The following is a 17,696-nucleotide window of genomic DNA, read 5'->3' on the forward strand; positions in this document are numbered from 1 at the left end:
ATGATCGCCGTATCCGGCTCGATCGCGACCGACCATCTGATGCGCTTCCCGGGGCGGTTCGCCGAGCAGCTCATCGCCGGCAGCCTCGACACCGTCTCGCTCTCGTTCCTCGTCGACGACCTGGTCGTCCGTCGCGGCGGGGTCGCTGCCAACATCGCCTTCGGGCTCGCTCAACTCGGGCACCGGTCGGTGCTGCTCGGTGCGGTCGGCGGCGACTTCGGCGACTACCGCAGCTGGCTGGAGCGGCACGGGGTCGACTGCTCGGAGGTGCAGGTCAGCTCCGTCGCACACACCGCCCGGTTCATCTGCACCACCGACACCGACCTCTGCCAGATCGCGTCGTTCTATCCCGGCGCGATGGGTGAGCCCGACCGGATCAGCCTCGACGGTGTCGCCGCGCGGGCCGGCGGGCTCGGGCTCGTCATCGTCGCCGCGGAGAACCCGGAAACGATGCTCGCCCGCGCCGCCGCCTGCCGCCGGCTGGGCCTGCCCTTCGCGGCCGACCCGTCACAGCAGCTGGCCCGGATGCCGTCGGCCGACATCGAGGCGATGATCAACGGCGCTCGCTACCTGTTGACGAACGAGTACGAGGCGGCGCTGCTGGAGTCGAAGACCGGGCTGAGCGAGGACGACATCCTGCGCCGCGTGGGCGTGCGGGTCGTGACCCTCGGCGCCAACGGGGTACGCGTCACCGGGCAGGAGGGTGACTTCCTGGTCCCGGCGGCGCGGGTGGGCCGCATCGTCGACCCGACCGGCGTCGGCGACGGCTTCCGGGCCGGCTTCTTCGCCGCGCTCGCCGCCGACCTGCCCATCGAGCGCGCGGCACAGGTGGGCTGCGTACTGGCGGCGCACGTGCTGGAGGTCGAGGGCCCGCAGGAATACACGGTCGACGCCGACGCTTTCGAGCGCCGCATCGCCGACTCCTACGGCCCGGACGTCGCTGTCGACGTGCGGGCGCTGGGGCTGGCTCGGGTCTGACCGGGCCAGCCGGCCGAGGCGGACGCGGCGCGCGAGGTTCGGTGCCGCGTCGGAACGAGCCGGAGCGGACTCTCCGGGATGATCGGATAGCCTGCACGTGTGCGTACACCGCTTCCGGCTCCGAGTTCCACTCGCCGGGGACTGTTCGCGGCGGCGACGCTGGCACTGCTCGGGGCGGGGGCGTGCGCCGACGCCGAGCCGAAGTCCGAACAGCAGCGAGGGCCCGATCCTGAGCTTCTGATCGACGAGCTGACCGCGGGCCTCTCCCGGGACAATCCCTACCGTGACCCGGACGCGGGGGAGCGGGCGGCGGCCCAGCGGGCAGCGCGATCGCTGGTCACCGAGCCGGACGCCGGCGCCGACCTGGATCGGGTCTTCGACGACCTCGGCTTCCGGGCTTACCACGGGGCGGACCCGGTCACCGGCCGGCCGTTCAGCCTCTACCTCGCCGACGGGTCCGACGACCGTTCCTGGGGTGCCGTGTTGGTGGACCGGAGCACGACCCCGCGCACGGTGATCGAGGTGCCGCACCCCGGCTTCGACATCAACACGGAGAAGCTGGGGCTGGTGTTGTACCGCAAGGCACCGGCCAGCGTGCTGCTGGTCGCTGGGGCCCACCGGCAGGCCGCCGACGGCGACGCGGACGTTGCCCACAATGACCGGTCGCTGTTCCACGCCCTGGCGACCGAGTTCGCCGACAACGGCCTCGACCAGATTCAACTGCACGGCTTCGCCGACCGGAACCTGCCCACGTCCGACGCGGTGGTGTCGACCGGTTCGGCTCCGGTGACCCCGGTGGCCCGCCGGATCGCGGACGGCCTCTCCGGGGCCGGGCTGAACACCTGCCGGGCATGGGTGAAGAAGTGCGGCCAACTTGAGGGCAAGACCAACGAGCAGGGCCGGGCGGCGGCGGCACTGGACGCCGTCTTCATTCACCTGGAGCTGAGCTGGTCGGTCCGGCGGGACACCGAGGCCCGTAGCCGCGTCGCGACGGTGCTCGCGGAGCAGCTCACCGTGACCTGACCCGACGGTCGGTTGCTGTCGAGGTCAGATCCGGCGGGCCGTCCGCCAGCGCAGTGCCCAGTAGCCGGTGCCGTCCAGGATGGACTCGCCACCCAGGTCACCCATCGTGGGGCCGTTGGCGGTGGTGCGGCTGGAGATGAACCGGTGGTGTCCCCGGTCGTCAACGCCGAGGTACATGCCGGAATGCTCGATGTTCGCGCCCTGCACCGGCCCGGCGTTGAAGAAGAGAAGGTCGCCGGGGAGCAGCCGATCCAACTCCCGGGCCCGCTTGCCGGTGTTCGGCATGAGCAGGGCCCCTGGCCCCACCGAGGCCATCGCGGTCGCCCGCCGCGGCAGACCGGGGCCGGCGTTGTTGGTACCGAGCAGCGGATAGCCCATCCGGTAGCCGTAGACCATGCGCAGGAAGCCAGAGCAGTCCAGGCTGCGGATGTGCGACGGTGCCGGCTTCTCCTTCTTGTCGGGGAACTCCCACGGCACCCCGAGGTAGTCGTAGAAGTCGGAGTTCTCCGCGCGACCGTCCGGGTCGATGTCGGAGAGCGGCCCGAAGGCGGCGTCGCCGGAGTACTGCCGGCCCTTCGAATCCTTCTTCGGTACGGCGACGTAGGTGTATTCCCGGGCCACCGCCAGCACGTCCGGGGAGCGGTCCGTGCGAGCTTTCCGGAACCAGTCGGTAAACCACTTCTCTTTCTCGGCGCCCGCCCGCCACTCTCGGGGGGCGAGTCGTACCCAGAGATCGGCGGGCACCTTGGCCTTCGTGAACCGTGCCTCGGCGAACGTTCGCTGCGGGCCGCTGATGTGCACGGTGCGAGCACCGTCGGTCATGATCGCGACGGTCTTCCCCTTGGCGTCGAGCATCTGCGTCCGGTCCGGCGCGGTCAGCCGTCGGTAGCTGTAGCCGGCGCCGCTGGGCGGGGCGGCCTGCGCGGCCTGCGCGCCGAGGCTCAGCTCGATCGGATCCGCCGCGGTGTGCCGGACGACGACATAGGTGAAGGTGCTGCCAGCTGTCAGCAACGCGAAGGCGGCGACGGTCATCAGCACGGCGCGGCCCCGGGAGTAAGTCCGGTAGTTCATGCCTGTCCCTTGTCGGTGTCCGGTTTCAGGTGACCGGCACGAAGCCGGCCACGACGCCGCTGAACGCCACGCCGTAGGTGATGGCGGTGACCATGACGGTGGCCAGCACGGTTGCTTTCGGTGGCTGCCGCACGAGCTGGTAGGCGATCAGCCCTGGCGCCACGAAGCCCAGGGTCTGATGCGCGAAGAGCAGCGGCAGGTCGCGTTGGACGATCACGAACAGCGTCATCTGGAGGAGGACGCTGAGCAGGACGATCGCGGCGAAGAGGCGCTTGCCGTAGAGGATCACCATGCGCTGCATCACCCGGGTGAGAACGTACGTGACGACCGTCATCACCACGATCACCGCGGCTTGGAGCGGGTCCTCGATCAGCGCGAGCGCGATCCAGCCCGGCGTGATCATCCCGCCGGGCGAGAGGTTGGTGGTCAGATAGCAGAGCAGCGCGAAGACCAGGCCGATGCCGAGGCAGGCGGTGGCGAGCTGCGCGCTGAGTTCTCCTCCGAATGTCACCGGTAGGTCCTTCCGAGAAACACGGTCTCGCCGTCCACGTCCGAAGTGCGCGCGGTCGGCGGACGGAGCATCGATTCGGCGCTGGTGTGGTCGTTCGGTTCCCAGCTCGGCAGCGCGGCCAGCTCGTGCAGCAGCACCTCACCCTGCCCGTGGATGTTCCCGACGGCGACGATGGAGGCGTCTTCCGCGGTCACCGCCATGACCTCGCTGATCAGCCGCTCCGACGGGAGTTTGCCGCCCAGGTCGACCACCCGGCTCTGCAAATCGGCGGGCACGTTGACCCGGGCGCTGCGGGTCATCTCTCCGATCAGGACGATGCGTTGCGGCTGGACCCGGCCGGCGAGCGTACCCATCTGACCGTTCCGCTCCACCCGGTCCGGTCGGCAGTTGATCACCATGGTCAACGGCTGGCTGATCAGCCGTTGCTTCTCGAGTTGCTCGATGTTCATGAACGTCGACTCCGGGTCGTTGGCGGCGAAGATGTTGGCGAACCTGACCCGCTTGTTGCCGTAGAGGACCCGGGCCACCGAGAGCACACCCGGATCGGGTGGTGCCGACCACATGCCGGCGAGGGCGCTTCGCCGGTCGACGCCGAGCTGTTCGGCAACGGCGAGCGCGATGGCCACGTTCTCCTTGAAGGTGATCCAGCCGAACCCCGACATCTCCTGATCGGTCACCGACTCGGGGTCGACAGCGATCAGCTGGCAGTTCCGGTTGGCTGCCTCCTTCTCCAGGATCGCCAGCCGGTCCTTTTCCGCGGTGATGCAGATGCCGTCCTCGGGCATCGACCGGCTCAGCGACCGAGCCACGTCGTCGAGAGTCGGCCCCATCTCCGCGAGGTGGTCCTCGCGAACGTTGCAGAGCACCCCGATGGTGGACCGGATGAGCTTGCTCTGGTTGATCTCCTGCAACGCCGGCATGACCGCCATGCACTCGATGACCAGCGCATCCGGGTGATAGACAGCCGCCCGTCGAACGATGCCGATCTGCTCGACCACATTGGCGATCCCGAACTTGCGGTGTACCGGCTCCTCGCTGGCATCCGGGAAGATGAACCGGGCGGCGGTACCGGTGGTCTTGGCCACCACGACCTTGTCGCCGCCGCGCAGCGCGCCCGCGCAGAGCCGTGTGATCGAACTCTTGCCACGGATGCCGTTGACCAGCACGCGGTGCGGGATGGTGTTGAGGTTGCGGTTGTGGTTCCGCTGTTCGATCACGCCGGCCACCAGGAGCGCGAGGCAGCAGAGGGCGTAGACGGTGTACAGGTAGAACATGCTCAGCCCCTCGTCGCCCGGTTGCGCGTGCCGGCCGCGTGCCGGACGCGGGCGAGGACGCTGGTCCGGTCGGCTCCCGCGCCACGCAGCCGCAGCGCACCACCGAACCGGGCGGACCCGGTGTGCCGGACCTGGCGACAGATTTCCAGGCACATCGCGATCGCGCCGATGTCGTCGTGGCGCTGTGGCGGAACGGGCAGTTCCACAGTCCCGTCGCTCATCCGCTCAGCGAAGGCACTCAACCTCCGCAACGGCCGGACGAAGATGTAGAGCTGCCACACGTGGGTGAGCAGGGCGATGCCGACCACTGCGCCAGCCAGCAGCAAGGTCCAGCGCCGCTCCACCATCGTCGGTAGGCGCAGCCCGGCGACGTCCTGCTCCAGCACGACCGCCCACTCGAGGTGGGCGACGGTCGTCGGCGCGGTCAGACCGGAGGCGGCGATCATCGCCGGGGCGCCGTCCTCGGTGATCGACCGGCCAACCGTGCTGCCCGGCAGCACCTCGACCGCAATGCTGCGGGCCAACTCGCCCTGCAGCGGCTGGAATGCCTGGAAGCCCTCCGAATCCAGGATCGTCCGCAGCTCCGCGTCGACGACCCGGACCCGACCGTCGACCCGACGGACCAGCCCGAGAAGACGGTCCGGGTCGAACTCACCAACCACCGCGTAGCCGTCGGCGCGCTGGTTGAAGGCGTACACCAGCGGCAATCGATCGGCCGTGTCGTCGAGGTGAATGCCGACCTCGCCGGGCAGCGGCGCGACGGCCCGCAGCGGTTTCCGACCCGCCCCCGCCACCTTTTTTCCGTCGCGATCGATCAGGTACAACGCCCGGAGCCGCTGCTCGTCGGCGAGTTCCCGGTCGAGTTCCCGGTCCGCCTGGGCGAGGTCCTTCGAGGTCACCCCCTGCGACACCCGGGAGACGGTGGTCAGGCCGTCGTCGAGCAGGTGTCCCAGCGCGTTGCTGGCCTCCTCGGCTCGGCTCTCCTCGTCCCGCACCAACTGCACGGGAATCGCCGGATCGGAGGCCTGCAGCGCGAGCACCGTGGCTGCCACTGGCCAGAGCATCGCGATCACCACGGCGACGGTCAGGCCCTGGAGAACGGTCGGCCGCCACCGCCGGTCCGGCGGGTACTGGTCGCCTGAGGTCAGGGCCAGTGCCCGCGCGATCCGGTGCGCTTCGCGGATGCGCATCGGCGCGCGGTGCCGCGTCATCGCGCCGCAGGCGTCGGCCTTCGCCTGATCCAGCAGCGCCCGGACCGGCCGGACCAGGGACATGCGCATGAGTACGAAGCTGAGCAGGGCCACGACCAGCAGACTGAGCCCGAGCAACGCCCCCTTGGTGCCCGAGGTCCCCCCACTCACCTCGGAGGCGAGCAGGGAGACGACAACGAGTCCGGTCTCACCCACCGGCGCGGACGACACCACCAATCTGCGGTCCTTCCACTCCTTGACGACCACCTCACGGCTTTGCGGCGAGTCGGACCCGGCCTGGCCGGCGAAGACCGCCGGCAGGTGCACGGCGTCGACCGCATTGGCCCCCTGCATCAGGCTGCTCTTGCCGTCGGGGGTGATCATGTGGATGCCATGTCCCGCATCGGGGTTGAGTCGTAGGTTGCGCATGGTGACCGGCTGGATCGCGAGCACCGACCGGGTGTCGTCCAGCGCGACGGAGTAGACCAGCATGGGGCCATCCGGCGTGGTGACGGCGATGGTCCTGTCGACGTCAAGCACCGGCGGCAGCAGGTCGATCGGCAGCGCCGCGCCCTTGGCGGCGAGAGGTCGCCGGGAGGCGGTCTCGACGATCGCCGCGCCGGTGAAGCCGCTGCCCTCTTCGACCAGCCGGTTCAGCAGGTCGGCCTCACTCGCGGCGCCGCGATCCAGCATCGTCCGGCTGAGATCGGTCGCCAGGCCGCGGGCTTCGACCTGCATGCTCGACGCCAGCTTGGTCACGACGTCACGCTGCGAGTCGACGACGGCCGGGAGTACCCCGGGCTGGGCGCTGACCGCGAACCCGAGGATCGCCACGGCAACCACGAACATTGTGGTCCAGAGGTAGACCAGTGAGGGCGCGCTCGCACCGGCAGGGAAGGCCGCTGCTGGCAACTGCTGGTCGAGCGCCCGTCGCCGCCACGCCAGCAACTGTTCCTGGTCGTCTGTGGGGCCAGCCGCCGACTGCCATGGCGCATACTGCGCCGACCTGCCTGACACGAAACGACAACCTTCCCCGTGGAACTGCCCCCTGGACCGCTACTCGTCCAGCCCGTCAGCCGGGGACAGCCGCCGGCCGTCGCGAATGCTAGCAAGGTGCACCACCACGAGATCCGTGATGATTTCGCTTTCGTTACCGGCTGTTTCGGGTTCGTTATCGGCGCGGTACGCCGCGTACCACCAGGCCCGCCGTGTCAGCGGCCCTGGTTAGGAGGTTGCCCTCGATCCGCTCGACCGCGGCCTCGTAGATGCGGCGTCGACCGGGGGACAGGGTGGGATCAGCCAACGCCCGCTCAAGATCGACCATACGGATGTCCGGGTTCAGATCAACGAAGGTGGGAATCGCCTCGATGGCCACCACCTTCCACCTCTTCGTCTCGCCGGCCGGACCGAACGTCACCCGGGTCATCGCGCCGTCACGGTTGGCGTTGACCGGCTCGGCATGCCGGGCGATCTGGTTGCCCATCCCGTAGACGATCCAGGTGTCGCCGATTCGCTCCACCGGCTGAACCACGTGCGCGTGGTGCCCGAAGACGACGTCCACGTCGTCGATGGCGGCGATCTGACGGGCCCAGGTCTGCTGGTCAACGTCCGGCTCGTGCTCGTACTCGGTGCCCCAGTGCAGGCTGACCACCACGATCTCCGCGCCCGCATCCCGAGCCGCCACGGCGTCCCGCCGGATCACCTTCGCGTCGATCAGTTTCGCCACCCACTCCTTGTCGGCGGGCGGGCGCAGGCCGTTGAAGCTCTTGGTGTAGCTGAGGTGCCCGATCTTCACGCCCTTGGCCTGATAGATCTTGGCGATGCGGGAATCGCGCTTGGTCCGGTAGCTGCCGGTGTGCCCCAGGTTCGACTTGTCCAACGCGTCGAGGGTCCGCTTGACGCCGTCGTACCCCTGGTCGATGGTGTGGTTCGAGGCGGTGGAGCAACCGTCGTACCCGACGCCCTTGATGCCCTTGACCACCTCCTGCGGCACACTGAACTTCGGGAAGCCGATGTACGGGCCTCCCGGCGGTGCCAGCGCGGTCTCCAGGTGGCACAGGGCCAGATCTGCGCTGGAAACGGTCTCGCGCACCGGGGCCAGCATCGGGCCGAAGTCCAACTCGCCGCCGCCGTCGCGCCGGGCCTGGTCCCACAACTCGGGGTGCACCAGGATGTCCCCCGCGCCGAGCACGGAGACGGTGCGTCCGGCGACCTTCACCGATGCGCCCAACGGGCGGGGCGGGTCGGCCGGCGCGGGCGATTCAACCGACCAGGGTCCGAGGGCGTAGATCGCGCCTACCCCGACCGCTAGTGCGATCACACAACTGAGGATCGTCCGTAGCGTGCCGGAGAACCCGCCGCTCGGCTGAGAATTGCTCGCCACCGCGACAGGCTAGTACGCCCCGGACCGCGCCCTCCTGGCGGCGTCTGGGCCAGCGACCCGGCGACGGCAGGATTGACCACTTTTCGAACGGAGAAGACGGCAGCCCCTCGCACCGGCCTCGCGCGAACCATGGCTTCACACCTTGGCAGCGGCGCGCGCCTCCGCTAACGTCCATGGGAACGCTCCCATGAACTTAGATACATCTATGTGATCTGGAGGCAACACGTCGTGGCTATCCTCTCCTCGCTCCGCCGCAGATCGGCGGCCATCAGCGTGGCAGCTGTCGCGGGCGCTACCGCCGTCGGCGTCTGCCTCGCCGTCAGCAGCGCCTCCGCCGGCACGCTGTCCGGGTCGCTCTACCGTGACCCGAGTTCGGCCGTCGTCCGCTGGGTCGCCGCCAACCCCGGTGACTCGCGTACGGCCGTCATCCGCGACAAGATCGCGAGTCAGCCGCAGGCGCGCTGGTTCGCCAACTTCAACCCCTCGACCGTGCAGTCCGAGGTCTCCGGGTTCATCGGCGCCGCCAACGCGGCGCAGCAGATCCCGGTCCTGGCCGTCTACGAGATCACCAACCGGGACTGCGGCGGGGCCAGCGCCGGTGGGGCGCCGGACCTCAACCAGTACCAGACGTGGGTGTCCAACTTCGCCAGGGGACTGGGCAACCAGACCGTCATCATCATCCTGGAAACCGACTCGCTCGCTCTCCTGACGTGCCTGAGCGGCGCCGAGATCAACGCGCGCAACGAGGCGATCTCGACGGCCACCCGGACCATCAAGTCGGGCAACCCCAACGCCAAGGTGTACCTCGACGGCGGCCACTCCACCTGGAACAGCGCCGGTGAGACGGCCAACCGGCTCCGGGCCGCCGGCGTGCAGTACGCCGACGGCTTCTTCACCAACGTGTCGAACTACAACTCCACCTCCAGCGAGGCGAACTTCGGTCGGGCGGTCATCTCCGCCCTCAACGGCATGGGGGTCTCGGGCAAGCGCCAGGTCATCGACACCAGCCGCAACGGGGGCGCCAGCGGGGACTGGTGCGGCGACGACAACACCGACCGGCGCATCGGGCAGTACCCGACGACCAACACGGGTGACGGCAACATCGACGCGTACCTGTGGGTGAAGCCGCCGGGGGAGGCGGACGGCTGCCGCTTCACGGCCGGTTCGTTCCAGCCCGACCTGGCTTTCAGCCTGGCCAACGGCGCGCCCAACCCGCCCACCACCGCCCCGCCGACGACCACTCCCCCGACCACGACCCCGCCGACGACCACGCCGCCAACCACCCCTCCGCCGGCCGGTGACGGCTGCTCCGCGTCGATAGCGGTCAACCAGTGGGCTGGCGGTTTCACCGCGAGCGTGACTGTCACCGCCGGCCAGTCCGACATCAACGGCTGGAACGTGACCGTCGCGCTGCCCGGCGGCTCGGTCACCAGCGCCTGGAACGCGCAGGTCAGCGGCACCAGCGGAACCGTCGGGTTCACCAACGTGAGCTACAACGGACGGGTCCTCGGCCGGCAGTCGACCAACTTCGGCTTCCAGGGCACCGGCACCGGCCCGGGCGTGTTGGCCGACTGCGTGACCAGCTGACCCACCCGATGCGGCGGCCCGGCGCGGAGGACCACTCTCCGCTCCGGGCCGCTCTGTGCCACCCCGGTGAACGCTCAGGTCGCGCTCGCGCCCCCGTAGCTCAGGGGATGCCGCACCGTCTATGTCCGTACGCTGGTCGCCTGCGGCTTCTCGGCATCGCGGCCGTGGATCGGGCGTGCCGACCAACTGCTGTGGTCGGGCTTGTGGCTCTTCCCTCTCCTGCGGGACATTTCGTGGCCGGCGAGCAACGCCATCGCCACGGCTGTCAGCAGGCCACCGAACAGTGGGATGACGCGCACACCGGCCGTCGCCAGCAGACCCGCGCCTATCAACGAGCCGGCCGCGAGGCCGAAGTTGAACGCGACGCTGAGGCTGGCCGACGCCATGTCGGTGGTCGACGGGGCCACCTGCATGACGCGGTGCTGAACTCCCGCGATCAGCGAACTGAACGACATCCCCGCCACGGCGAGCAACGGGATCGTCAATACCTTGCTCGCGCCAACTCCATGGAGGCCGAGCATCGCGGCGGTGAGGAGCCCCAGGAGAACCAGCACGACACCGAGCGGAAACCGGTCCAGGACCCGACCGACCGCCCAGGTGCCGGCGACGCCGAACGAGCCCTGGACGAAGAGCAGCAGGCCGAGAGACGCTGCGGCGAACCCGCTGACGTCGAGGAGAAACACGGTCATGTAGGTGAACGCGCCCATGGCACCGGTGACCGCGAGGACGGTGGCGAGGAGAAGTACGACGAAGCGTGGCCGGTCCGGCATCGGCCCGATGTCGCCCGCACTCTGCTGCGGTGTGACGCTCGGTAGGAGCAGGGCGACCGCGACGCAGGTGACGAAGCCGAAGACGGCCATCGCGACGAAGGCGGCCCGCCACCCGGCCTGCCCGCCCAACCAGGTGCTCAGCGGCACCCCGAGAACCGGGCCGAGCGCGTTGCCGATCGACAGTCGAGCCACGATGCGGCCTCGGATGTTCGCGGGGAACATCGAGATCGCTACCGGGAACACCACCGCCCAGAAGACGCCATTCGTGGTGGCGGACACCAGCCGCGCGGCGAGTAACACCTCGTAGGAGGTTGCGAAGGCCGACACCGCCGTCGCCGCGGCGAACACACCGAGGGCACCGGCGAGCAGCGGGCGCCGGGGCACACGCCTGGTGACCCGGGTCAGCGGGAGCGCCACAACCATGACCACCACTGCGTACCCGGTCACCAGCAGACCGGCCTCGGACCTGGAGCGTCCCAGGTCTGGCGCGATCAGCGTGAGCAACCCGATCGGAAGCACCTCGGTGGTGACGTAACAGAAAGTGGCTGCGGACAACGCGGCGAGGGCATAGACCGCGCGTCGTTGGTGCACCATTGGCTACCTCCCAGATCCTGGACGAGGTGTAGCGATCAGCCGCCCGGGATGAGGCATCGTGATCCCGGCTAACTTGGTTTTGACGGTAGCATAGCTAACCGTGGATCCCCGTTTTTCTCACGTGCGTAGCAAGCAGACGTGAGGTGCAGGCGCGGTGCGTAACTGTCTTAAACGGTTTAGGTGGTAGCGTCGGCGGTATGCCACTCGACGTGTGCCAGCTACCGTTGGTCGGCGGCCACCCGGCACTCGATCTGGTCAACACGCTGGAGCGAGGGGGGGAGTCGCCGCACGATTTCCTGTCCGACAGTTCCGCTCTGCTGCGGTGGTCGGTCCCGGTGGGCGTGATCAGCGACGCGGAGGCCGACCAGGTGGGCCGGGCGTGGCGCGACGAGCCCGCCGCGGCGCATGCGGGACTGGCCGCCGTGCGGGACATCCGTGAGGGGTTGTACGTCGTGATGCTCGCGGCGATCACCGACGCGGACGGTGGCACGGCGGGCGACCCCATCGCCGCCGGTGCCGCGCTGGTCGCCCTACATCAGCGCTGGTCCGGCGCGGCCGCCCGAGCGAGACTCGTGCTCGACTCGTCGCAGGTGCGACTGGTCTACGGCACGGTGCCGGCCATGTTGGTGCCCGACCGGATCGCGGAGGCCGCCCTCGACGTCATGCTGACGGCCGACCTGGCCCGGGTGCGCCGCTGTCCGGTGCCCGAAGGGGGCTGTGGCTGGCTGTTCCTCGATCAGAGCCGCAACGGTTCCCGCCGCTGGTGCCGCATGGCCGACTGCGGCAACGCGGTGAAGGCGCGACGGCTCACCGAGCGTCGCCGCGCGGCCCGGCCCGCCAGCTCGTAGCCGGTCGACGATGGTGATCGATGGTGTGCGTGGTGAGTTGCCGCCGGCGGCGGACCGGTCCTGACCTCATGTCGGTTCCACTGGCGTCCCGTCGGGTTGTCGCCCTGTGCTGGGACAACAGGCGTCCGGGTGGCGGGGCGAGCGCCTGCCGCTCCCTGCCACCCCAGCTGGAGGCCCGGGTCGCTAGACTGGGCCCTCGCGCCCCCGTAGCTCAGGGGATAGAGCATCGGTTTCCTAAACCGTGTGTCGCAGGTTCGAATCCTGCCGGGGGCACCTCGAAGACCAGCGGTCAGTCAGGCGGCGTAGATGAGCTTGACGCCGTCCAGGCCGAGTGCCGCTGCCCGTGTGCCGCGGATCCGCTGTTGAGGTTGCGCCAACTGTTGTTGCTGGCGGCCTCGTGCACCCACCCGTCGACGACGTTGTAGATGTGCTTCACCCCGTTGACGTTGAGCGCGGCCAGCGAGGTGCCCTGGGCGCCGTGGATGCCGGTCCACAGGTTGGCCCAGCCCGCGTTGCTGGCGGCCTCGTAGACCCGGCCGCCGTCCAGTGTGTAGAGGATCTTCGTGCTGCCCACTGTGATCGCCGCTACCGCCGAGGCCGGGATGCCCGTGTTCAGGTTCCGCCAGGCGTTGGCGCTGTGCGCCTCGTGTACGTAGCCGCCGACGATGCTGTAGACGTACTTGACGCCGTTCAGCGCGATCACCGAGATCGAGGATGAGCTGGCACCACCGACGCCGGTGTTGAGGTTGCGCCAGCCGTTGTTGCTGGCGGCCTCGTGCACGTACCCGTCGACGACGTTGTAGACCAGCTTCACCCCGTCGAGGTTGATCGCGGCCAGTGCGGTGCCCTGGGCGCCGTGGATGCCGGTCCACAGGTTGGCCCAGCCGGTGTTGCTGGCGGCCTCGTGGATCCGGCCGCCGTTGAGGGTGTAGAGGATCTTCGTGGATCCGAGGGTGATCGCGGTCGTCGCCGTGCCGGTCACCGCGCCCGCGCTGCCGGAGACCGGCAGGGCACGCCAGCCGGCGTTGCTGGCCGCCTCGAACACCTGACGGGGCTGGTCGGCTGGGTTCTGCTGGATGAAGACCAGCGGGTTGATCCGGGTGCCGGACGGGTCGATCATGTGCCAGTGCAGGTGTGGGCCCGTCGAGCTGCCCGAGCCGGGTGCGCCGGCAGCGCCGCCGGAGCGGCCCACGATCGTGCCCGCGCCCACGCTGGCACCATTGCCGAGCAGGAACTGCGACAGGTGCAGGTACTGGCTGCGGTACCCGTCCGCGTGGTGGATCGGGACGGTGTGCCCGCCCGTGCCGTTGTTGGGAATGTTCTGGATGGTGCCGGCGCCGCAGGCCGGCAACGCCGTGCCCACCCCCATCCCGAAGTCGATGCCGCCGAGTGACCCGCGGCGGAGGTGACCCTCCCAGGTGTCGGTGATCGGGTAGGCGCTGAACGGGTTGTAGATCGACGGTGCGGCCCGCGCGGCCTCGGGAATCAGCAGGCCACCGGTGCTGATGGCGCCCGCACCCAGCACCGCCGCGCGTAACATCGTGCGGCGACTCACGGCGGAGGTGGTCGTGTCGTCGCCGCAGCAGCTACCTTCGCGACCGTCAGCCATTCCCACTCCTTCTGCACCCGCCGAAATATCTACGGAGGCTAATGGGTGGGGTGGTCTGGCGGTACCGCGGCCACCAGACGTTGATCAGAGCGTTGGCAGCTGTTCGGCTCGGGTGACCACCTGGTCGATGAGACCGTATTCCCGGGCCTGCTCGGCGGTGAACCAGCGGTCCCGGTCCCAGTCTCGCTGGATCTCGTCGAGGGTCCGTCCACTGTGCTGGGCGATCAGCTCCTGCATCGTCCGCTTCACGTGCAGCATGTTCTCCGCCTGGATGGTGATGTCGGCGGCGGTTCCGCCCATCCCGCCGGACGGCTGGTGCATCATGATCCGCGAGTGCGGCAGCGCGTACCGCTTGCCGGCCGCACCCGCGCAGAGCAGGAACTGCCCCATCGAGCCGGCGAACCCGAGCGCCAGCGTCGCCACGTCGTTGCGGACGTAGCGCATCGTGTCGTAGACAGCCATTCCCGCGCTCACCGAACCGCCCGGCGAGTTGATGTAGAGGTAGATGTCGCGGTTGTCGTCCTCGGCGGCGAGCAGCAGGATCTGCGCGCAGATCTGGTTGGCCGACTCCTCCGTCACCTCGGTGCCGAGGAAGACGATCCGCTCCCGCAGCAGCCGCTCGAACACATGGTCACCGAAGGACGGCTGCCCGCCCTCCAGCATTCGCACGTCGTACCCGATCATGTGCCGCCGCCTTCCGCCGTGCCGGCGGGCGGTGGGGACCACCCGGTGGACCGGCCCCTTCAGCGTGCGGGCGACGGCAGTGGCTGGCCCAGTGATTCTGCCGCCGGCAGATCCGCCGACGGCAGAACCCACGCGGCCTACGCGACGGTCACCCGCCGCAGGCCCAGCCGGGCCTGTGCACAGTCAGCCAGGGCGGCGGTACGCGGACCGGGGCGCGAGCCACCAGCGGAGGCTCTTCCGTCGACGCTGAGGGTCGGCTCGCTCGCCACCGGCCCGCGGTGCAGGACGAACCCGCCGACACGTGGACCCACCAGCAGTGTGGCGTTGCCGATCTCCCGCCGAGTCGCATCGACCCGCTCCAGGTGGGTGAGCGCGGCGCGCGGCGCGGCCGGGAGGCGGGGTTCGACCCGGCGCATGTCGTCGCGGGCCTCGCCGAGCAGGTCGGCGAGGCTGATGCCGAGCGCTCGGCAGATCGCCGCCAGCACCTCCGACGAGGCCTCCTTCCGGCCCCGCTCGACCTCCGAGAGGTAGGGCACGGAGACGTCGGCCGACGCGGCCACCTCGCGCAGCGTGCGGCCCTGACGCTGGCGGTGGCGGCGCAGCACCCCGCCGATGACTCGTCGCAGTAACGACATGCCGGCCTCACTTTCGCGGTCGTCGTCGGGAACACCCTCATCATGCCCGTCCGCGGCCGTCCGGACCGACCCGTCCGGGCCCGCGCCGCTCCGTCGGCGGGCCCCGGGGCTCTCACCGGTGGGCGCCGCCGGTTGTCCGCCGCGACCCGGACGTGCGGTCGACGGTGTACCCGCTATGTTGTGGGCGTGCAGGCGACGGCGGGGGAGCAGGTTCGACGGTGATCCATTTTCCCGCGCAGCGCCGGGGCCCACTGAGCGCGCTGAGCCTTCGGCTCGCCGCCGCCCTGGGCCTGGTCTTCGCCGTGGTCGCCGCGGTCTACCTGGGCCGGGACGGCTACCGCGACGTCAACGAGGATGGCCTCACCCTCCTCGACTGCTTCTACTACGCGGTCGTGTCGCTCTCGACCACCGGCTACGGGGACATCACCCCGGCCGCGCCGTCGGCTCGGCTGGTCAACGTCCTCTTCATCACCCCGGCCCGAGTGATCTTCCTTATCATCCTGGTCGGCACCACCCTGGAAGTTCTGACCGAGCAGTACCGGACCGGCCGTCGCCTGTCGCGGTGGAGGAGAGCCGTGAAGGACCACGTCATCATCTGCGGCTACGGCACCAAGGGGCGCAGCGCTGTGTCCGCCCTGATGGAGAATGGTCTGGACCGCTCGCGGATCGTGGTGGTGGAGCGCAGTGCCGCCGCCCTGCGGCAGGCCACCTCCGCCGGGCTGGTGGCGATCGAGGGCTCGGCGACCCGGTCGTCGGTGCTGAACGAGGCGCACGTCAAGAGCGCGAAGGCCGTGATCATCGCGACCGACAGTGACGACGCGTCGGTGCTGGTCGCGCTGACGGTACGGCAGCTCACCGCTGGACAGGTCCGCATCATCGCGGCGGCGCGGGAGGCGGAGAACGCTCCGCTGCTCAAGCAGAGTGGCGCGCACCATGTGATCGTCTCGTCGGCCACGGCGGGCCGGCTGCTCGGCCTGTCCACCTCGGCGCCGCCGCTGATCGACGTGGTGGAGGACCTGCTCACCCCCGGTCAGGGCATGGCGCTGGCGATGCGTTCCGCCGAGCGGGACGAGGTGGGTCGCTCGCCGCGCGAGCTGGAGTCGTTGGTGATCGCCCTGGTGCGGCGGGGCAAGGTGGTCACCCTGGCCGACCGGGCCGGCGCGGTGATCGAGACCGGCGACATGCTCGTGCACGTACGCGACGACCGCCCCCAGTCGGCCACCACCGCCTGATCGTCCCACCGCGATCGGTCGGTGTGACCGCCGGCATGACGGCACCGCTGTCGCCGCTGTGGTGAGCCGGCGTCAGCAGGTGTCGTCGGCGACGCAGATCGCCTCGGTGCAGCTGACCGCCGTGCCGGTGGAGGCCCGGCTGAGCAGTTCGTAGAGCGTCTCCCGTTCGGCGGGATCAAGCGCGCCCAGCACCTCGTCCTCGGCGCCGGCCAGGGCGCATTCGGCCTCGCTGAGGCGTTTTGCCCCATCTTCGGTGAGTTCGACGACGTGTCGGCGGCGATCCTCGGGTGAGCGCCGACGCTCGATCAGCTGCTTCGCCTCCAGGTCGTTGAGCAGCCCGACGATGTTGGTGCTGTCCATTTCGAGGATGGTGGCGAGCGCCTGTTGCCCGGTGCCGCCGCCGGCACGCAGCACTGTGAGTGCGACCAGATGCCGGGGGCGTAGCCCCAGCGGCGCCAGCACCGACTCCGACCGCAGCCGCATCCGTCGGGCCAGATGGTCCAGGAGTGCGCCCGAGCGGTGCTCGGAGGAGTCGAGCGGCTGCGCGGACATGTGACCCAGTCTACCGACTCAGCGGAACATCGGCCTGCTATAAATAGTTGGTGCCTCACGAACGATCCCTGAAGGAGGAATGATGCATCTGCTGCATATCGATTCGAGCATCCGCGGTGACTGGTCGGTCAGCCGGCGGCTCACCGCCCGTGCGGTCGACGCATGGCGTGCGGCCCACCCGGACGGCACCGTGGCATACCGGGACCTGGGCGCCGAGCCGCTGCCGCACCTGGACGCGGACGGCGGGCTGGCGCGAATGACCCCTCCGGACCAGCACACGCCGGCCCAGCGCGAGTCCTGGCAGCTCAGCGAGCGGCTCGTCGACGAGGTGAAGCAGGCCGACGTGGTGCTGCTCGGCCTGCCGCTCTACAACTACGGCGCGCCGAGCAGCGTCAAGTCCTGGGTCGACCACCTGATCGTTCCCGGGCTGGCGTACGACCCGACGACCCAGGAGGGCCTGCTCGGCGGGCGCGATTTCGTGGTGCTGGCCACCCGGGGCGGCGGCTACGGCGAGGGCGCTCCTCGCAACGGCTGGGACCACGCCGAGCCGTGGCTCCCGCACGGCCTGTCGATGACCGGCATGGAGCCGCGCTTCATCAGCGCCGAACTGACCCTGGCGCCGTCGGTGCCGGCGATGGCCGAGCTGATCCCGCTGCACGAGGCGAGCCTCGCGGCGGCCGAGAAGGAGATCGACAACCTCTGGATGCCGGCCACCGCCCAGCGCTGAGAAAGCGCCGGTACGACGAGAGCGGCCG

The 17,696-nt window shown here is 69.7% G+C and carries 16 protein-coding genes and 1 tRNA gene; 7 read left to right on the forward strand and 10 right to left on the reverse strand.

Going from position 1 to position 17,696, the window contains the following annotated elements; genetic code table 11:
* Both KBX08_RS07175 and KBX08_RS07180 read left to right on the forward strand, forming a co-directional pair.
* The gene (locus tag KBX08_RS07175; RefSeq protein WP_210781791.1) at positions 1 to 978 is read left to right on the forward strand and encodes a carbohydrate kinase family protein; all 978 of its coding nucleotides are present in this window, start codon (positions 1 to 3) and stop codon (positions 976 to 978) included.
* Positions 979 to 1,077: 99 nt separating this feature from the next.
* On the forward strand, positions 1,078 to 2,001 hold the full coding sequence (locus KBX08_RS07180; protein ID WP_210781792.1) for a hypothetical protein: 924 nt from the start codon (positions 1,078 to 1,080) through the stop codon (positions 1,999 to 2,001).
* Between the two features lie 24 nt (positions 2,002 to 2,025).
* Here KBX08_RS07180 and KBX08_RS07185 read toward each other — a convergent pair whose 3' ends face one another.
* The 5 genes from KBX08_RS07185 to KBX08_RS07205 form a co-directional block, all read right to left on the reverse strand.
* A complete protein-coding gene (locus KBX08_RS07185; RefSeq protein ID WP_210781793.1) occupies positions 2,026 to 3,072 on the reverse strand; it encodes an NlpC/P60 family protein in 1,047 nt (348 codons plus the stop codon).
* A 25-nt stretch (positions 3,073 to 3,097) separates the two neighbouring features.
* On the reverse strand, positions 3,098 to 3,583 hold the full coding sequence (locus KBX08_RS07190; RefSeq protein WP_210781794.1) for a poly-gamma-glutamate biosynthesis protein PgsC/CapC: 486 nt from the start codon (positions 3,581 to 3,583) through the stop codon (positions 3,098 to 3,100).
* Positions 3,580 to 4,857 carry a poly-gamma-glutamate synthase PgsB gene (pgsB, locus tag KBX08_RS07195; protein ID WP_210781795.1) on the reverse strand — a complete coding sequence of 426 codons (1,278 nt, stop codon included), beginning with the start codon at positions 4,855 to 4,857 and terminating at the stop codon, positions 3,580 to 3,582. Before pgsB ends, KBX08_RS07190 begins: the two co-directional genes overlap by 4 nt.
* A gap of 2 nt (positions 4,858 to 4,859) precedes the next feature.
* On the reverse strand, positions 4,860 to 7,064 hold the full coding sequence (locus tag KBX08_RS07200; RefSeq protein ID WP_210781796.1) for a HAMP domain-containing protein: 2,205 nt from the start codon (positions 7,062 to 7,064) through the stop codon (positions 4,860 to 4,862).
* 154 nt (positions 7,065 to 7,218) lie between these two features.
* Positions 7,219 to 8,430: a CapA family protein gene (locus KBX08_RS07205; protein ID WP_238690780.1), complete on the reverse strand. Its 1,212-nt coding sequence runs from the start codon at positions 8,428 to 8,430 to the stop codon at positions 7,219 to 7,221.
* 228 nt (positions 8,431 to 8,658) lie between these two features.
* On the opposite strand from KBX08_RS07205, the gene KBX08_RS07210 reads away from it, so the two are divergent.
* A complete protein-coding gene (locus tag KBX08_RS07210; RefSeq protein WP_210781797.1) occupies positions 8,659 to 10,017 on the forward strand; it encodes a glycoside hydrolase family 6 protein in 1,359 nt (452 codons plus the stop codon).
* 119 nt (positions 10,018 to 10,136) lie between these two features.
* Here KBX08_RS07210 and KBX08_RS07215 read toward each other — a convergent pair whose 3' ends face one another.
* Positions 10,137 to 11,381: an MFS transporter gene (locus tag KBX08_RS07215; RefSeq protein ID WP_210781798.1), complete on the reverse strand. Its 1,245-nt coding sequence runs from the start codon at positions 11,379 to 11,381 to the stop codon at positions 10,137 to 10,139.
* A 197-nt stretch (positions 11,382 to 11,578) separates the two neighbouring features.
* Here KBX08_RS07215 and KBX08_RS07220 point away from each other — a divergent pair, with 197 nt between their 5' ends.
* Positions 11,579 to 12,229 (forward strand): CGNR zinc finger domain-containing protein, encoded by a 651-nt coding sequence (locus tag KBX08_RS07220; protein WP_210781799.1) that lies wholly within the window; start codon positions 11,579 to 11,581, stop codon positions 12,227 to 12,229.
* 200 nt (positions 12,230 to 12,429) lie between these two features.
* Positions 12,430 to 12,502, forward strand: a tRNA-Arg gene (locus KBX08_RS07225).
* A 16-nt stretch (positions 12,503 to 12,518) separates the two neighbouring features.
* Here KBX08_RS07225 and KBX08_RS07230 read toward each other — a convergent pair.
* The 3 genes from KBX08_RS07230 to KBX08_RS34630 all read right to left on the reverse strand — a co-directional run bounded on the left by KBX08_RS07230 (position 12,519) and on the right by KBX08_RS34630 (position 15,157).
* Positions 12,519 to 13,838 (reverse strand): M23 family metallopeptidase, encoded by a 1,320-nt coding sequence (locus tag KBX08_RS07230; RefSeq protein ID WP_210781800.1) that lies wholly within the window; start codon positions 13,836 to 13,838, stop codon positions 12,519 to 12,521.
* A gap of 84 nt (positions 13,839 to 13,922) precedes the next feature.
* Positions 13,923 to 14,522, reverse strand: a complete 600-nt coding sequence (locus KBX08_RS07235; protein WP_210781801.1) for a ClpP family protease — start codon at positions 14,520 to 14,522, stop codon at positions 13,923 to 13,925.
* Between the two features lie 137 nt (positions 14,523 to 14,659).
* Positions 14,660 to 15,157 carry a helix-turn-helix domain-containing protein gene (locus KBX08_RS34630; protein ID WP_210781802.1) on the reverse strand — a complete coding sequence of 166 codons (498 nt, stop codon included), beginning with the start codon at positions 15,155 to 15,157 and terminating at the stop codon, positions 14,660 to 14,662.
* A gap of 218 nt (positions 15,158 to 15,375) precedes the next feature.
* Here KBX08_RS34630 and KBX08_RS07245 point away from each other — a divergent pair, with 218 nt between their 5' ends.
* Positions 15,376 to 16,389 carry a TrkA family potassium uptake protein gene (locus tag KBX08_RS07245; RefSeq protein ID WP_030329269.1) on the forward strand — a complete coding sequence of 338 codons (1,014 nt, stop codon included), beginning with the start codon at positions 15,376 to 15,378 and terminating at the stop codon, positions 16,387 to 16,389.
* Positions 16,390 to 16,461: 72 nt separating this feature from the next.
* Here the strand turns inward: KBX08_RS07245 and KBX08_RS07250 are convergent, their stop codons facing one another.
* The gene (locus KBX08_RS07250) at positions 16,462 to 16,941 is read right to left on the reverse strand and encodes a MarR family winged helix-turn-helix transcriptional regulator (protein ID WP_210781803.1); all 480 of its coding nucleotides are present in this window, start codon (positions 16,939 to 16,941) and stop codon (positions 16,462 to 16,464) included.
* Between the two features lie 82 nt (positions 16,942 to 17,023).
* Here KBX08_RS07250 and KBX08_RS07255 point away from each other — a divergent pair, with 82 nt between their 5' ends.
* On the forward strand, positions 17,024 to 17,668 hold the full coding sequence (locus KBX08_RS07255) for an FMN-dependent NADH-azoreductase (protein WP_238690784.1): 645 nt from the start codon (positions 17,024 to 17,026) through the stop codon (positions 17,666 to 17,668).
* Positions 17,669 to 17,696 lie beyond the last annotated feature (28 nt).

This window comes from Micromonospora sp. H61, assembly GCF_018070325.1.
Taxonomy (GTDB): Bacteria; Actinomycetota; Actinomycetes; order Mycobacteriales; family Micromonosporaceae; genus Micromonospora; species Micromonospora salmantinae.

Excerpts from the sequence above, each read along its gene's own strand:
- KBX08_RS07175 (WP_210781791.1), top strand. The coding sequence starts at position 1 with ATGATCGCCGTATCCGGCTCGATCGCGACCGACCATCTGATGCGCTTC.
- KBX08_RS07185 (WP_210781793.1), bottom strand. The coding sequence starts at position 3,072 with ATGAACTACCGGACTTACTCCCGGGGCCGCGCCGTGCTGATGACCGTC.
- pgsB (WP_210781795.1), bottom strand. The coding sequence starts at position 4,857 with ATGTTCTACCTGTACACCGTCTACGCCCTCTGCTGCCTCGCGCTCCTG.
- KBX08_RS07215 (WP_210781798.1), bottom strand. The coding sequence starts at position 11,381 with ATGGTGCACCAACGACGCGCGGTCTATGCCCTCGCCGCGTTGTCCGCA.
- KBX08_RS07220 (WP_210781799.1), top strand. The coding sequence starts at position 11,579 with ATGCCACTCGACGTGTGCCAGCTACCGTTGGTCGGCGGCCACCCGGCA.
- KBX08_RS07230 (WP_210781800.1), bottom strand. The coding sequence starts at position 13,838 with ATGGCTGACGGTCGCGAAGGTAGCTGCTGCGGCGACGACACGACCACC.
- KBX08_RS07235 (WP_210781801.1), bottom strand. The coding sequence starts at position 14,522 with ATGATCGGGTACGACGTGCGAATGCTGGAGGGCGGGCAGCCGTCCTTC.
- KBX08_RS34630 (WP_210781802.1), bottom strand. The coding sequence starts at position 15,157 with ATGTCGTTACTGCGACGAGTCATCGGCGGGGTGCTGCGCCGCCACCGC.
- KBX08_RS07250 (WP_210781803.1), bottom strand. The coding sequence starts at position 16,941 with ATGTCCGCGCAGCCGCTCGACTCCTCCGAGCACCGCTCGGGCGCACTC.
- KBX08_RS07255 (WP_238690784.1), top strand. The coding sequence starts at position 17,024 with ATGCATCTGCTGCATATCGATTCGAGCATCCGCGGTGACTGGTCGGTC.